The sequence below is a fragment of the Massilia sp. HP4 genome (assembly GCF_005222695.1).
Lineage (GTDB): Bacteria > Pseudomonadota > Gammaproteobacteria > Burkholderiales > Burkholderiaceae_D > Telluria.
Genome location: NZ_STGG01000009.1, coordinates 1 through 15,208 on the forward strand (window position 1 = coordinate 1; position 15,208 = coordinate 15,208).

Annotated in this window: 10 protein-coding genes and 1 tRNA gene; 7 read left to right on the forward strand and 4 right to left on the reverse strand. The window is 65.8% G+C overall.

The annotated features are described in order from the left end of the window. Window positions 1–225: 225 nt before the first annotated feature. From E8M83_RS02260 to E8M83_RS02270, 3 genes are all read left to right on the forward strand, one after another. Window positions 226–1,452 carry a Fic family protein gene (locus tag E8M83_RS02260; protein ID WP_229491389.1) on the forward strand — a complete coding sequence of 409 codons (1,227 nt, stop codon included), beginning with the start codon at window positions 226–228 and terminating at the stop codon, window positions 1,450–1,452. A 173-nt stretch (window positions 1,453–1,625) separates the two neighbouring features. Continuing rightward, window positions 1,626–1,702: transfer RNA gene (locus E8M83_RS02265), tRNA-Arg, on the forward strand. A 443-nt stretch (window positions 1,703–2,145) separates the two neighbouring features. Further along, window positions 2,146–2,691 carry an FxDxF family PEP-CTERM protein gene (locus E8M83_RS02270; protein ID WP_137171775.1) on the forward strand — a complete coding sequence of 182 codons (546 nt, stop codon included), beginning with the start codon at window positions 2,146–2,148 and terminating at the stop codon, window positions 2,689–2,691. A gap of 55 nt (window positions 2,692–2,746) precedes the next feature. Here E8M83_RS02270 and E8M83_RS02275 read toward each other — a convergent pair whose 3' ends face one another. The 3 genes from E8M83_RS02275 to E8M83_RS02285 are packed head-to-tail and all read right to left on the reverse strand — an operon-like array spanning window position 2,747 to window position 7,183. Then, window positions 2,747–4,642, reverse strand: coding sequence for an ATP-binding protein (locus tag E8M83_RS02275; protein WP_137171776.1), 1,896 nt, complete (start codon window positions 4,640–4,642; stop codon window positions 2,747–2,749). Next, on the reverse strand, window positions 4,639–5,226 hold the full coding sequence (locus E8M83_RS02280; protein ID WP_170976660.1) for a YfiR family protein: 588 nt from the start codon (window positions 5,224–5,226) through the stop codon (window positions 4,639–4,641). The genes E8M83_RS02275 and E8M83_RS02280 overlap by 4 nt, the downstream gene beginning before the upstream one ends. Window positions 5,227–5,242: 16 nt before the next feature. Next, the gene (locus E8M83_RS02285; protein ID WP_137171778.1) at window positions 5,243–7,183 is read right to left on the reverse strand and encodes a TonB-dependent siderophore receptor; all 1,941 of its coding nucleotides are present in this window, start codon (window positions 7,181–7,183) and stop codon (window positions 5,243–5,245) included. 381 nt (window positions 7,184–7,564) lie between these two features. Here E8M83_RS02285 and E8M83_RS02290 point away from each other — a divergent pair, with 381 nt between their 5' ends. The 3 genes from E8M83_RS02290 (at window position 7,565) to E8M83_RS02300 (ending at window position 12,703) form a co-directional block, all read left to right on the forward strand. Beyond that, complete coding sequence (locus tag E8M83_RS02290) at window positions 7,565–8,392, forward strand: response regulator (protein ID WP_137171779.1); 828 nt, start codon at window positions 7,565–7,567, stop codon at window positions 8,390–8,392. A 120-nt stretch (window positions 8,393–8,512) separates the two neighbouring features. Continuing rightward, a complete protein-coding gene (locus E8M83_RS02295; RefSeq protein WP_137171780.1) occupies window positions 8,513–11,530 on the forward strand; it encodes an ATP-binding protein in 3,018 nt (1,005 codons plus the stop codon). Between the two features lie 153 nt (window positions 11,531–11,683). Next, window positions 11,684–12,703 carry a diguanylate cyclase domain-containing protein gene (locus E8M83_RS02300; RefSeq protein WP_137171781.1) on the forward strand — a complete coding sequence of 340 codons (1,020 nt, stop codon included), beginning with the start codon at window positions 11,684–11,686 and terminating at the stop codon, window positions 12,701–12,703. Window positions 12,704–12,896: 193 nt separating this feature from the next. Here E8M83_RS02300 and E8M83_RS02305 read toward each other — a convergent pair whose 3' ends face one another. Beyond that, window positions 12,897–13,316 carry a hypothetical protein gene (locus tag E8M83_RS02305; RefSeq protein ID WP_137171782.1) on the reverse strand — a complete coding sequence of 140 codons (420 nt, stop codon included), beginning with the start codon at window positions 13,314–13,316 and terminating at the stop codon, window positions 12,897–12,899. A gap of 224 nt (window positions 13,317–13,540) precedes the next feature. Here E8M83_RS02305 and E8M83_RS02310 point away from each other — a divergent pair, with 224 nt between their 5' ends. After that, complete coding sequence (locus E8M83_RS02310; RefSeq protein WP_137171783.1) at window positions 13,541–15,199, forward strand: response regulator; 1,659 nt, start codon at window positions 13,541–13,543, stop codon at window positions 15,197–15,199. The last annotated feature ends 9 nt before the right edge of the window (window positions 15,200–15,208 follow it).

Sequence of the window (15,208 nt, forward strand, 5' to 3'; positions counted from 1 at the left end):
CGGGTGCGATTGAATACTGGGACTGCTGAATCCAGCAATCAAGTCGCCCAGCATAGCTTTTGCACGGAACAAAGGCCAGCTACGGCGAGGAACATGATCGCACGATACTGAACAGCTATTCTCGATCCATGCGTCCTGGAGGATTGGATTCGCAATGAGCCCACCGGAGTCTATGCACGGCGCGCGGGTTTTCTTTTCGAATGGCTCACAGGCCGACAACTCAATGTGCCGGATACGTCATCTGGGAACTACATCGATGCCCTGAACCCCGACGAGTTCATCGTAGCATCCCGGTCTCGCAATGTGCCGCGCTGGCGCGTCAGAGACAATCTGCTGGGCAGCCGCGCCTTTTGCCCAACAATACGCAAGACAGGCATCGTGCGCGAACTGGAAAAGTACGATTGTTCAGCCGCACTTGACGCGCTTGAAGTGCAATTTGGCGTCGACGTCCTGATGCGCAGCGCGGTATGGCTCTCGATTAAGGAAAGCCGTGCTTCGTTCGCTATTGAACATGAGGAAAAACAAGCCGATCGCGTCAAACGCTTCGCGGCAGTCATGGAACGTCGATGTGGACAGGGCGAGGATCCATTGAGCGTGCAAACACTGACGGAACTACAGGCGGACATTCTGGGAACCTCCACACGCTACGGGGTGCGTCAATCACCCGTTATCGTTGGACACACTTACGGCTTCGACAATATTGTCGACTATATCGCGCCGCCTTGGGAACGCACGACCGAGCTTCTCGATGGCCTGCGTCAGAGCATGGCCAGGACTGCAGGCGCTTCTCCGGTCCTGCGCGCAGCGATCGCTTCATTTGGGTTTGTCTACATCCACCCTATGAGCGATGGAAACGGACGCATTTCCCGATTCCTGGTGAACGACGTGCTCCGGAGGGATGGGGCAGTTCCCGCGCCATTTATTCTGCCAATCTCGGCAACGATCACCAACAAAACCCAGCAGCGAGCTGGCTATGATCGCGCACTCGAAGCACTATCACGACCGTTCATGCTGAAATATCAAGAGAATTTTCGCTTCGGGATCCAGTACACCTGCGCGGACGGCATACGCTCGAACTTCCATTTTGACTCCTATGACGACGCCCTGCCGACCTGGCGCTATCCCGACCTGACTCAGCAGAGTGAATATATCGGCGACGTTATTCGCCTCACAATCGAAGTCGAGATGCGCAAGGAGGCGCGCCTTCTGCGTGACATCGAGCGAGCACGGGACAGCGTCAAAAATCATCTGGAAGGACCGAACGCCGACATCGATCAAATCATACGCTCAATACGAGAGAACGATTGGAAAGTGTCCAACAAGCTTGTGAAGGCATTTCCACCATTGGCCGACCCGCATCTGGCCAATTCAGTGATCGACGCAGTGCGCGATGTCTTTGGTCCTCAGGCGCCATCCGACTCTCTTGTCGACAGCAAATTTCAAGGTCCTTGATTCCGTATACCAGGCCGGATCTTCCTAGGCACACTCTTCATGTTGGAACAGGAAATGCATGCTTTACCTACGGCGGCGACCGGACGCAATCCCTGACGCTCCCGGGTTGGCTCATGCATGCGAAAACCCAGGCTTTGCCATCCGATCACATGCTGCTATAATGCGTGCCTCGGGCGGCTGTAGCTCAGCTGGATAGAGTACTTGGCTACGAACCAAGGGGTCGTGGGTTCGATTCCTGCCAGCCGCACCAACTGTTTCAAAGAGAATGGCTCAGAAGAAATTCTGAGCCATTTTTCTTTCCCGCTTACTGCTCTTTGCTGCGCGACCATTTCTTTACACGACATGTTCGCCCAAGCATTTGCCATTCATCTCTTTCACACAGTTCAGCACCTGATCAGGGATGTCAACAGCCTCAGCGCGGGAATGCATCGCCAATTTACGTAGGACCTTCCCTACACCTTCCTCGCAAATAGCCCGACTTTTTCTGCACTACAACGCCGGATAGCCCCTCTCTCCTATGACGCGCGATCCAATAGCTATCTTGCTAGAAACTAGTTAGCGTGTAGCATAAAATTTCTTGTTCCATAAGCCCCCTATCGCTGGAGGATGCTTTTATTTACTCTTTTGTTAGCATGAAGTTCCAATCCCTGAACCTTGGCTGCAGGTCGCGGCTGATTCTTAGCGAGGAACGATATGAAACGATCTCTGATTGCTGCAATGGTGTTGGCTGGCGCTGGACTAGGTGCTTCCCCCGCGATGGCGCAGGACGTCATCGGTGATTCACCGCAAGCCCTGAACCTGGTCGACCTCACCGCCTACTTCGGCGACGCCTTCGCCGCCGACAACGAAGGCAATACCTTTGCCGACCGCTTCACCTTCTCGATCGACAGCACGATCGGCCATAACCTGGACGCCGTGGTCGCCTCGATCAGCCGCAGCGGCGACGTCGGCCTGGACATCACCGGCCTGGCCCTGTACGGCGCCGACGACGCCCTGATCACGGATGGCGAGGAACTGGAAAGCGGCGCCTTCGACCTGTGGACCATCGCCAGCGACAACCTGGCCGCCGGCGACTACTACCTGCAGGTGAGCGGGGAACTGGTGTCGGATGCCAGCGCCAGCTTCGGCGGCGCGGTGGCGCTGGCGCCGGTGCCGGAACCCGAAACCTATGGCCTCATGCTGGGAGGCCTGGGCGTGCTGGGCTTCCTGGCGCACCGCCGCCGCACCCGGCAGGACTGAGCCGCCCCGCCAGGACAGGCAAGAACGGAAAGCGCAGGACGCGCTTTCCGTTTTTTTACGTACGCAGCTTCTTGACGATGCTGCGCGTGCCCAGGATTTCCTCGATCTGCTCGAAGCGCACCGGCTTGACCATATGGTGGTCGAAGCCGGCCTCGAAGGCGAGCTGGCGGTCTTTCTCCTGGCCCCAGCCGGTCACCGCGATCAGCACCGTCATGGCGCCGGTCGGCAGCTTGCGGATCCCGCGCGCCAGGTCGTAGCCCGACATATGCGGCAGGCCGATGTCGAGGAAGGCATAGTCCGGGCAGAAGCGCGCCGCCGCCGCCAGCGCGTCCGGGCCGTTGTGGGTGATCACCACGCTATGCCCCATTGCGGTGAGCAGGGCGCCGATGCTGTTGACGAAGTCGACGTTGTCGTCGGCCAGCAGGATGCGGTAGCTCTCGGTGCTGATGAAGGCAGCCGGCGTCGGCTTGGTCGGCGGCTCGGGCTCGACCACGATCGGCAGGCGTACCAGGAAGCGGCTCCCCAGGCCCGGGCCTTCGCTGTGGGCGGTGATGGTGCCGCCGTGCAGCTCGACCAGCTTGCGCGCCAGCGACAGGCCCACACCCAGGCCGGCATTGCTGCGCTCCAGGGTCGAGTCGACCTGCACGAACATCTCGAATACCGAATCGAGCATGTCCGGCGCCAGGCCGATGCCGGTGTCCGCGATCTCGAGCACCAGGGTCTTGTCTTCGACTGCCCCCTTGAGCATCACCTTGCCGCCGCGGTTGGTGTACTTGGCGGCGTTGTTGAGCAGGTTCGACAGGATCTGGGCCAGGCGCGTGGCGTCGCCGTGCAGGAACACGGGACGGTCCGGCAGCTCCAGCACCAGCTCGTGCCCGTGCAGCTCGATATACGAGCGCACCACTTCCAGCGCGTCGTTGACGACGGCCTTGAGCTCGACCCGTCCCATCTTGATCGTGAACTTGCCGGTATTGATGCGTGAGACGTCCAGCAGGTCGTCCACCAGGCGCACCATCTGGCGCAGCTGGCGTTCCATGATGTCGGTGGCGCGCTGGGTGGCCTGGGCGTCGCCGCTGCGGATGCGCAGGATGTCCAGGCCGGTGCGGATCGGCGCCAGCGGGTTGCGCAGCTCGTGCGCCAGGGTGGCCAGGAATTCGTCCTTGCGGCGGTCGGCCACGATCAGGGCGCCTTCGGCGCGCTGGCGCACCTCCATCTCGTGCTCGAGCGTGCGGTTGGCCGCCTGCAGCGCGTCCGAGCGGCGGCCGATCTCGGCCAGCATGTCGTTGAAGGCCTCGACCAGCACCCCGATCTCGCCCTTTTCCCTGCCCGGCACCCGCAGCGAGAAGTCGCGCCGCAGCATGACCTGGCGCGCGACATCGGTAACGGCCTCCAGCGGGCGCGTGATCGAGGCCTGCAGGCGCGAGGCCACCAGGGCCGCGATCACCAGGGCGCCCAGCAGCACGCCGCCCAGGATCGCGCCGTAGCTCAGGGCCCGGTCGAGCACCCCGTAGCGCGAGCGCAGGTAGACGGTGCCGACCCGTTCGCCGTTCTCGACGATGTCGCGGTACAGCACCACTTCGCCGCGCTCGATGCGGTAGCCGGCCGGCTCGGGACGCTCCGGCAACTGGGCCCGCACGTCGGGCCGCACATAGGTGGCAAAGCGGGTGCCGTTGGCGGTGTACACCGCGGCCGCCACGATCTGCGGACGCACCCGCAGCAGGGTCAGGCTCTGGGTGACATCGGCCGTATCGTTGAACGAGACTGCGGGCGCGGTCACGCTGGCCACGATGTCGGCCTGGGTGGTGAGGTCGTCGATCCAGTAGCGCTGGAAGGTGCGCAGGTCGAGCAGCAGCATCGCCACGCCGGCGGTGAGCAGCGCCACCACCGTGGTCGCCACCGCCATCAGGATCAGTTTGCTCCGGACCGAGCCGGTATCGTGCATCGGCATCATGATGCTCCTTTCTGCACGCGGTTCGCGACGGTCAGCAGGCGCGAACTGAGCTTCACATTCTTTTTTTCCGCCGCATCGAGCGAAACGTCGAAACGTACGCGCTCATCGACGATCGTAAAATTGATCACGCTGCCATGCTGCAGGCAGCCTTCGCATTCGGTCACGGTCAGCCAGGCCGGCGAGGCGCGCAGCAGGCGCGCCGTGCGCGCCTCGTCTTCGCCGGCGATGAACAGCAGGTGCACCGGCAGGTCCAGGTCCGGTTCGCGCAGCGCGCGCACGGCGATCGTGCGCCCCGCAACCATGCGCCCGGTCGCGATCCGGGTCAGCTCGGCCGCCATGTCGTCGGCGCCGAACACACCGATGGAGAGCGGCGTGGCGGCGTCGGCGAACGATTGCGGCGGAAACTCGGCATAGCCCAGGAATTTATACAGGAAAGCTGCCTTCACGCGCCGCTCGAGCGCCGGCGCCGCGGCTTGGGCGGCCAGCGGCAGCAAGGGCACGCCCACGCCGGCCAGCAGCAAGGGCAGCGCCAGGGCCCGGCATGCCAGGCGGCGCTGCGGGCGATCAGGTTCAGTGATAGTCATGGAATCCATTGGCCAGTCAAAAACGCAGCACAGCGCTGGCGAACACCGTTCGCTCGATCAGCTGGCGGCTGCCCGCCGCGCCGAACTCGGCATGGCGTGGGTGCAGCAGGTTACGCCCGACAAGGGCGATCTCGAGATCGGGGCGCACCTGCCACGCCAACCGCGCGTCGAGCTCATGATAGCTTGGCAGGGCTGCCTGCGGCAGGCCGGCGACGTAACGAAGCGCCAGGTCGGCGCGCAGGCGCGGCCCCAGGTCGTGCGCGCTGCGCAGGCTCCAGGTCACGCGCGGGTCGTTGCCGGCAAGAAAACTCAAGCCGGTGCTGTCGCGGCTGCTCGGCTCGCGGCCGACGTCCACGTCCTGCAGCACGGCACCCGCATGCAGGCGCCAGCCGCGCGCGGCCTGCCAGCCGGCCCACAGCTCGAGCCCGCGCAGCGCGCCCTTGCCCAGGCTCGCCAGGACATAGGTGGCCGGCGGAGCATGGCCCGCTGGCGCCCGCTCGAGCGTGCGCAAGCGCTCGAAGTCGGTATAGAAAGCAGTGGCCGACCACGACAGCGCCGGGGTTGGCTGGGCGCGGTAGCCCAGCTCGGCGACGCGCGCCGTCTCGGACACCACCTCCGGACCGCCGCCGACCAGGAAGGCGTCGGGCTGGAGCGGGTCGATCACATAGAAATCGCGGTCGATGCGCGACGGCGCCCGCACCGTGCGCGACAGCGCCGCCCACAGCATCGCGCGCTCGTCGACGTCCCAGGCCAGGCGCAGGCTGGGCAGCACCTCGCTGCCGGTATGGACATTGTGCTCGACCCGCACGCCGGCACTGGCGCGCACGCCCCGCGCCAGGCTCACTTCGTCCTGCACGAACAGGTGCGACCAGCGCAGGCTGCGGCGCGCCGGGGTGAACCGCAGCAAGGGGCCATTGTCAATCCGGTCGCGGCTGTAGCGATAACCGCCACCCCAGGTCAGCGAATGCCGGTCCAGGCGCAGCAGGTGCTGGGCCTCGACGTCGATCGTATCGAGGCGCTGGGCGCCGATACGGTCCTGGTCGCGCCGTGAATGGTCGAGCCAGGCCTGCAGGCGTACGCTCTGGCGATCGTCGATCCGATGCTCGACCCGGCCCAGCAGGTTGGCGCCGGAGGTTTCGGTGCGGGTCTGCAGGCCGCCGGCCCGCTGGCGCCCATCGTAGATGTCGCCGCTGACGGTCACGTCGGTCGCTCCGGCTTCCCAGTCGAGGCGGAAGCCCGCCTGCTGGCGCCGCATACCGCCGCTGCCGGCGCCGGCCACCTCGCCATCGAGGCCGTCGATATCCAGCCCCCGGGCATAGGCACGCCAGTGCGCGCCGCCTTCCAGCTGCCCGCCGTAGCGCACGCTGGCCCCCTTGTCGGTGGCGCCGGCATGCACGCTCGCATAGCCGCCATGGGTATCGGCCGCGCTGCGCGTGATGATGTTGATGACGCCGTTGACGGCATTCGTGCCCCAGGCCGTGCCGCCCGGACCGCTGATCACCTCGATGCGCTCGACGTCTTCCAGCGCCACGTCCTGCATTTCCCAGAACACGCCGGAAAACAGCGGCGAATAGACGCTGCGCCCGTCGATCATCACCAAGAGCTTGTTGGACAGCGACGACAGGAAACCGCGCGCGCTGATCGCGTACGCGCCGGCGTCGATGCGCGCCACCTGCAGGTTGGGCGCCAGGCGCAGCGCCTCGGGCAAGGTGGTGGCGCCGGAGCGGGCAATCTCGGCGCCCTGGATCACATAGACCGAGGCCGCGGCGCGGCCCAGCGCCTCGTCCTGGCGCGAGACCGAGGTGACGACGATATCCGATAACTGCTCGAGGGAATAATCGGCCAGCGGGACCGCCGGCCCGGATGGCGGGTCGGATGGCCGCGCGTGCGCTTGCCCGGCGCAGGCGCAGGACAGCAGCGCGACACCGGCGCGAGCGAGCAAGGAGAAAGATGACATAGTTGCCATCCTAGAACATTTTCTCGCGCGCACCAAGTGCGCACACGCTACAGTGTGCACTTGACAGTGGCGTGAGATATTTATTAAAGCTATGACTGGTATTGCAAATATAAATTGGACTGATTTGCCGCAATGCAGCATCATTCACCTGTCTCCTCTATTCTCCTCCTAGGAAATAGATTCAGCCCGCTTCTCATGAAGCGGGCTTTTTTTTGCCTTTTATCGATTGCGCCGAATTAATGCGCTGCCGAACTGTCAGCCTCGCAGGTCGTCAATTAGATACGGAACAATGTCTGTGCGGCCGCACACGGTTGCCAAAGCAGCAATCGGACAATTGGTGTAGCATGCCGCCCATATTTTCGTTTTTACAACAAGCTGCCCATGCCCGACCTCGACACCACCGCGCGGAGCACCGCGTCCTACGACTGGTCCGCCTCCGCACTGGGCGACAGCGCCCGCTGGCCTTTCGCGCTGCGGCTCAGTAGCGACCTGCTGCTCAACTCTCCCCTCCCCACCCTGCTGGTCTGGGGCACGGAGACGATCGTGGTGTTCAACGAGGCCTATGCCGCTCTCGCCGGCCCAGGCTATGGCCGCATCCCCGGCGGTTCGGTGCCGCCGGTGCTGCCGCCACCGCTGGCGGCCGCCGCCCAGGCGCTGGACGCCGCCTGGCGCGGCGAAGCCGGCGTGGTGCAGAATGCCCCCCTCACCTTCCGCCGTCTCGACGGCAGCCACGAATCGCGCTTCGACCTGCGCCTGACCCCGGTACGCGACGAGAGCGGCGCGGTGCGCGGCGTGCAGCTGGCGCTGGCCCCGGCCACCGAAGCGGCGGTCGAGGAAGACGCCGGCAATGGCGCCCTGCGCATCCTGGTGGTCGAGGACAATGTCGATTCCCAATACCTGGTGTGCGAGATGCTCAAGGCCTTCGGCCACGAGGCCGATGGCGTGGCCCACCCCGACGACGCCCTGGCCCTGCTCGCGCGCCAGCGCTACGACGTGCTGTTCTCCGACGTCAGCCTGCCCGGCATGTCGGGGGTCGACCTGGCCACCCGCGCCATCGCCGACGACCCGGCGCTGCGCGTGATCTTCGCCTCGGGCTATGGCGACACCCTGCTGCGCCACTTGTCCTTCCCCTACCAGTCGCTGCAGAAGCCGTACGAGATCGACCAGCTGCAGGACGCCCTGTCGAAGGTAGCGCGCAAGGGCGCTTGAAGCACGGTTCGATAAAAGCGGCGCGGCTGCGAGCGGGCGCCAAGCGTGTGTGTCAGACCGGCTTGTCTGGTCTACAATGAAACACATCCTGCCCGGTTTCGGGCGTTCCGCACCCCCGGCATGAACACTCCCTCCGACCATTCCAGCAGCACCCCTTGCCATGCGTCCGAGCAAGACCTGGCAGCCGCCCGGCAAGAGCTGCAGCGCGCCGCCGAGCGCATGGAAAACATGCTCGAAAGCCTCACCGATGGCTTTTGCGCGGTCGACCGCGACTGGCGCATCACGTATATCAACGGCCGCGCGCTGCAGATGGTGGCGCCGCTCAACAAGAGCCGCGACAGCCTGGTCGGACGCCGGCTGTGGGACGAATTCGAAGACCTGCACGGCACCTCGGTCGCCGCCGACTGCCTGCGCGCGATGGAGCAGCGCATCACGGTCAACAAGGAATTCTTCTACCGCCGCCTGCAGTGCTGGCTCGACATGCGGGTCTATCCGTCGCCCGACGGCCTGACCCTGTACTTCCAGGACATCAGCGCGCGCAAGCTCGACCAGCAAGCCCTGATCGACAACAATAACCGGCTGCAGCTCGCGATCGCCGCCGGCCGCCTGGGCGACTGGCGCTGGGATGCCGCCAGCGACCGCGTCACCTTTGGCAGGCGCGCAGCCGAGATCCTCGGCCTGCCGGCCGACAGCGCCCTCGAATGGCCGCTGCTGCGCGCCCGCCTCGCACAAGACGACCGGCCGCGCGTGCGGCGCGCCGTGCTCGAGGCTTTTTCGCAGGGCAAGGACCTCGACCTCGAATGCCACCTGCTGCCGCTGTCGGGCGCCGCGCGCTGCGTGGCCCTGGTCGGCCGCCCCGACTACGCCAGCCCGGCCCAGGGCGGCGGCGTGCTCGGCATGACCGGCATGGCCCAGGACATCAGCGCCCGGCGCGAGGCCGACGACCACCTGCGCCAGAGCGAAGAAGAATTGCGCGCGCTGGCCAACACGATCCCGCAGCTGGCCTGGATGGCCGATCCGAGCGGCGCCATCGTCTGGTTCAACCAGCGCTGGTACGAGTACACCGGCATCACGCCCAGCGAATCGACGGGCTGGGGCTGGAAAGCCGTGTATGACCCGGCGGTGCTGCCTGCCGTGCTCGAACACTGGGATGAATCGGTACGCACCGGCACGCCGTTCGAGATGGAATTTCCGATCCGCGGCGCCGACGGCAACTTCCGCTGGTTCCTGACGCGGGTCGAGGCGGTGCACGATCGCGACGGCCGCGTGGTGCGCTGGTTCGGCACCAATACCGACGTCGACCAGGTCAAGCGCGCCGAGCAGGCGCTGCGCGAAGAATCGCACGTGCTCGAACTGCTCAACAGCACCGGGTCCATCCTGGCCTCGACCCGCGACCTGCGCTCGCTGATGCAGGCCGCCACCGACGCCGCCGCCGGCGTCTGCGGCGCCCGTTTCGGCGCATTCTTCCACTATGGCGAGCAAGGCGCGGGCACGCTGTTCTCGCTGTACACCCTGTCCGGCGCCACCTCGGCCGACTTCCAGGACTTCGCCGCGCCGGGCGCCAGCGCCCTGTTCAGCCCGGGCGCTGGGCTGGTACGCATCGGCGACCTTGGGCACGATCCCCAGCACGCCGGCAAGGCGCCGCAATTCGGCCTGCCGGCCGGCCATCCACCGGTGCGCAGCTACTTGTCGGTGCCGGTGATGGCGCGCTCGGGCGAACTGCTGGGCACGATGTTCTTCGGCCATCCGGAGCCCGGCGTGTTCACCGAGCGCAGCGAGCGCATCGTCAGCGGCATCGCAGCCCAGGCCGCGATCGCGGTCGACAATATCCGCCTGGTGGAAGCGGCCAGCCGGGCCGCCGAAGAGCGCAAGGTGCTGCTCGAGAACGAGCGCGAGGCGCGCGCCGAGGCCGAGCGCACCAGCCAGATGAAGGACGAATTCCTGGCCACCCTGTCGCACGAGCTGAGAACGCCCTTGTCGGCCATCCTCGGCTGGTCGCAGGTGCTGCGCCGCGGCAGCCGCGACGGCGCCGACCTGCAGCGCGGCCTGTCCACCATCGAGCGCAATGCGCGCGCCCAGGCCCAGCTGATCGAAGACCTGCTCGACATGAGCCGCATCACCTCGGGCAAGGTGCTGCTCGATATGCAGACCCTCGCCCCCGCCAGCTTCATCGACGCCGCGATCGAGACCGTGCTCCCGGCGGCCGATGCCAAGGGCATCCGCATCGAGCGCCATTACGGAACGGATGCACCGGCGGTGGCCGGCGACCCGGGCCGGCTGCAGCAGGTGATCTGGAACCTGTTGTCGAACGCGATCAAGTTCACGCCGCGCGACGGCCTGGTCACGATCGCGGTCGGCCGGCACGACGAACAGGTCGCGATCACGATCCGCGATACCGGCGCCGGCATCGGCCCCGAGTTCATCACTCACGTGTTCGAGCGCTTCCGCCAGGCCGACGCCTCGATGACGCGCAGCCACGGCGGCCTGGGGCTGGGCCTGTCGATCGTCAAGCACCTGGTCGAGCAGCACGGCGGCACGGTGCGCGCCGAGAGCGCCGGCGTCGGCCGCGGCGCCAGCTTCACCATCGAGCTGCCGGTCGCCAAGACCCCGCCGCGCGCCACCCAGTCGGCCCGCGCCCAGATGATCCTGCAGTCGGCACCGTCGGCGGCCGGCGCCGGTGACGCCGGCCAGGCCGCCGACACTGCGGTGCGCGATATGCGCGGCACCTCGGTGCTGGTGGTCGACGACGACCGCGACGCGCGCGAGCTGATCGCCCGCATCCTGGCCGATTGCCAGGCCAGCGTGCGCCTGGCGGCCAGCGCGCGCGAAGCCTACGACCTGCTGCGCGCCGAGCCGCCCGACCTGTTGATCAGCGATCTCGGCATGCCCGAGGTCGACGGCCTGGAACTGTTATCCTGGGTGCGGGCGCTGCCGCGCGAGGCCGGCGGCCAGGTCGCCGCCATCGCCCTGACCGCCTTTGCCCGTTCCGAAGACCGCCTCAAGGCGCTCGAAGCGGGCTTCTCGGCCCATGTGTCCAAGCCGGTCGAGCAGGCCGAACTCATGGCGGCGATCGGCATGGTGAGTTCCCTAGCGGGTGCACAAATGGTCAATGGTGCGCGCACCTCGGTGCGTGGATAATGGGTCCTGGAATATCGCCTTGATGATCCTACCAACGCACGCGGCGCTGTCCTACAAGAAATTTTGAGCTGTTTGCTAGACTAAGTAGTGATGGGTTCAAGCCCGATTCCACCCAGAAGGGAATCCGCTCCATACGACGAAAAGAGAAAAAGCATGCCGAGCAGACAAGACATTTTGAACGCGAAGATCCTGGTAGTGGACGATTCGCCCGACAATATCGAACTGATGGAAGAGATATTGCGCGAAGAGGGCTACACCTGCGTCAGCTCGACGATGCTGCCGGAACAGGTCTGCCCGCTGCACCGCGAGCACAACTACGACCTGATCCTGCTCGACCTGCAAATGCCCGGCCTGAACGGCTTCCAGGTCATGAAGGGCCTGAAAGAGATCGAGCAAGGCGGTTACCTGCCGGTGCTGGCCCTGACCGCGCAGCCGAGCTTCAAGATCGCCGCGCTCGAAGCCGGCGCCCGCGACTTCATCAGCAAACCGTTCGACCTGCTCGAGGTGCACAAGCGCATCCACAATATGCTCGAGGTGCGCCTGCTGTACAAGGAACTGGCGCAATACTCGAAGGCGCAGCAGGAGCTGGCCCTGCACGACGCCCTCACCGGCCTGCCCAACCGGCGCCTGCTCGAAGACCGCATCGAGACCGCCCTGCAGCACGCCAATCGCGGCCATGCCAAGGCCGCCGTCATGTACCTCGACCTGGATGGCTTCAAGGCGATCAACGACACCTATGGCCATGCCTACGGCGACGAGATCCTCAAGATGGTGTCCCAGCGTCTACTGTCGAGCTCGCGCAAGGAAGACACCGTGGCGCGCCTGGGCGGCGACGAATTCATGGTGGTGCTGGGCGACATCCACAGCCTGGCCGACGCCCAGGGACCGGCCTCCAAGCTGGTCGAGGCGCTGTCCGAGCCGTTCTTCATCAACGACCTCACCTTGCGCCTGTCGACCTCGATCGGGATCAGCATCTATCCGGACGACGCCGAATCGGTCGATGCGCTGATCAATATCGCCGACTACGCGCTGTACGAAGCCAAGCGCGCCGGCAAGAACCGTTTCTGCTCGCCGGCCGCGAATCGCCAGGCGGCGGCCAAGACCTCGGCGGCGCCGAGCCAGCCGACAAGCCAGGCGACGCCGCCGGTCGAGCTGGCGACGCAACATCGCTGAGACCAGCACGGCTTTCCAGATCCTGACGAGCCCGGCCTCCCCGCTGTGGGACGCCGGGCTCGGTCTTTTGCGCCGCACCCAGCGCCGCCAGCAAACGAGCGCACAAAACGAGCGCACAAAACGAGCGCACAAAACGAGCAGGCCACGCGGCTGGCGCCGCGTGACCTGCTCTATCTACCGGCTCAATGACGAATCAGCGCTTCTCTTCCACCGGGCACTCGCGGATCCTGCTCTTTTCTTCGATCGACTGCGCGTGCTGGTGGTCGTGGCCCGCATCGACCATGTCCGGCGCTACTTCAATGCGGGTGATGCCGGCGTCGACCGAGATCGGGTCGCTCGCCGGGAAGGTCATTTCGACGGCGTCGTCGAGCAGCGTTTCCTCGGCCTTCTCCTTGCTGGACAGGCCTTCGCAGCCGGACAGCGCCGCGATGGCGACGACGTACCGGATCAGGTCCAGGTCGGCGAACTCGCCGATGGTCTTCACACCGAACGCAGTGCCCAGCGCCGCAGCCTGCTGCTCGCCGATGCCGCGCAGTGCCGATAGCGGGGCGTCGGCCAGCTCGCGGAAGGTCTTGCCGTGAAATTGTTCATTTACGATGGTGTCGATGTTCATATCATGTCCTTTCTTGGTGGCCCCGTCCTCCAGCGAACCGGTTCGATTCCACTATCGCATAGCCCCGTACCGACGTATGTGCGGCACCGAACATCCTCCTGGGCCGCACGATTGATTTATTTGCCAAGTGGCACTTATGTCACATGATATGATGGCTCGTTTTGCAAGGTATTTACTCGGGCGTAACACAAGATTAGACTTCACCTGGTCGGGCGAGCACGGCAATGTTGACGGAAACCATCGTGGCGAACAGCGATAAACCCAAGATCCTGGTGGTCAACGACGACCCTGCCAGCCTGCTGGCACTGACCAGCCTGCTCGACGGACGCGCCGACGAAGGCAATTACAGCGTGCTGTCGGCCCGCTCCGGCCAGGAGGCCCTGCGCCAGGTGCTGCTGCACGATTTCGCCGTCATCCTGCTCGACGTGAACATGCCCGGCATGGACGGCTTCGAGACCGCCGAGGCGATCCACCAGCGCGCGCGCTCGGCCGACATCCCGATCATCTTCGTCACCGCCTTCCTGGCCGACGAGATCGACCGCCTGAAGGCCTACCAGCGCGGCGCCGCCGACTTTTTGTTTACTCCGGTCATCCCGCAGATCCTGCATGCCAAGGTATCGGTGTTCGTCACCCTGGCCATGAAGAACGAGGAACTCAAGCGCCAGGCCGAGAAACTGTCGCAGCACGCGTCGGAACTGACCGCCACCAACCGGCGCCTGGTGCGCGAGATGGAAGAGCGGCGCGCGGCCGAGCGCAAGAGCCATGCCAAGGATGAGTTCCTGGCCATGCTCGGCCACGAGCTGCGCAATCCGCTGTCGGCGATCACCAGCGCCTCGAGCCTGATCGGCCTGCCCGGCGCAGCGCCCGACACGGTGGCGCGCGCCCGCGCCATCATCCAGCGCCAGAGCCAGCACCTGTCGCGCATCGTCGACGACCTGCTCGACCTGTCGCGCGCGATGTCGGGCAAGATCCTGCTGGCGCGCCAGTCGACCGACCTGTCGCGGCTGGTGGCCAGCTGCCTGGAGACTTTCCGCGCCACCGGCCGCACCAACGGCTACCAGCTCGCGGTGGATCTCGCGCCGGGCTGGGTCGACGGCGACCCGACCCGTCTCGAACAGATCGTGTCGAACCTGCTCGACAATGCGCTCAAGTACACCCCAAGCGGCGGCAGCATCGACCTCAAGCTGGCCCGCGCCGGCGACGACGTCGTGTTCAGCGTGCGCGACTCGGGCGTCGGCATCCCGCCCGAATTGCTGCCCCAGGTATTCGACGTGTTCGTGCAGGGCGCGATCTCGATCGACCGCTCGCAAGGCGGCCTCGGGATCGGCCTGTCGCTGGTGCGGCGCCTGGTCGAGCTGCATGGCGGCAGCGTGGCCGCCGACAGCCCCGGCGCGGGGCTCGGCTCCAGTTTCACGATCCGCCTGCCGTATGCAAACCCGGCCGGTGCGGCCAGCCCGGACGCGCCCTGCGCGCCCGCGCTGGCGCCACCGGTCGATACCGGCAAACCGTCGGTGCTGCTGATCGAAGACAATGAAGACGGACGCGAGATGATGGCGACCATGCTGGCCGCCCACGGCTACCCGGTGCACCAGGCCGCCGACGGCCTGCAGGGCGTGAGCCAGGCGCATGCCTGCAAACCGGACGCCGCGCTGGTCGACATCGGCCTGCCGGGCATCGACGGCTATGAGGTGGCGCGGCGCCTGCGCGCCGACCCGGCCACGCGCGGCATCCGCCTGATCGCCGTGACCGGCTATGGCCTGCCGGACGACCAGCGGCGCGTGATGGAAGCCGGCTTCGACCAGCACCTGGTCAAGCCGGTCGCGATCGAGCGCCTGCTGGAGGCGCTGCTTCCGGCCCCGGCCACGGCCGGCACGGCCGCCTGAGGCCGGGGC

Bases quoted from the DNA above. Each gene is read 5' to 3' on its own strand.
- E8M83_RS02295 (WP_137171780.1), top strand. From the start codon at position 8,513: ATGAACACTCCCTCCGACCATTCCAGCAGCACCCCTTGCCATGCGTCC.
- E8M83_RS02275 (WP_137171776.1), bottom strand. From the start codon at position 4,642: ATGATGCCGATGCACGATACCGGCTCGGTCCGGAGCAAACTGATCCTG.
- E8M83_RS02300 (WP_137171781.1), top strand. From the start codon at position 11,684: ATGCCGAGCAGACAAGACATTTTGAACGCGAAGATCCTGGTAGTGGAC.
- E8M83_RS02280 (WP_170976660.1), bottom strand. From the start codon at position 5,226: ATGACTATCACTGAACCTGATCGCCCGCAGCGCCGCCTGGCATGCCGG.
- E8M83_RS02290 (WP_137171779.1), top strand. From the start codon at position 7,565: ATGCCCGACCTCGACACCACCGCGCGGAGCACCGCGTCCTACGACTGG.
- E8M83_RS02285 (WP_137171778.1), bottom strand. From the start codon at position 7,183: ATGTCATCTTTCTCCTTGCTCGCTCGCGCCGGTGTCGCGCTGCTGTCC.
- E8M83_RS02310 (WP_137171783.1), top strand. From the start codon at position 13,541: ATGTTGACGGAAACCATCGTGGCGAACAGCGATAAACCCAAGATCCTG.
- E8M83_RS02305 (WP_137171782.1), bottom strand. From the start codon at position 13,316: ATGAACATCGACACCATCGTAAATGAACAATTTCACGGCAAGACCTTC.
- E8M83_RS02270 (WP_137171775.1), top strand. From the start codon at position 2,146: ATGAAACGATCTCTGATTGCTGCAATGGTGTTGGCTGGCGCTGGACTA.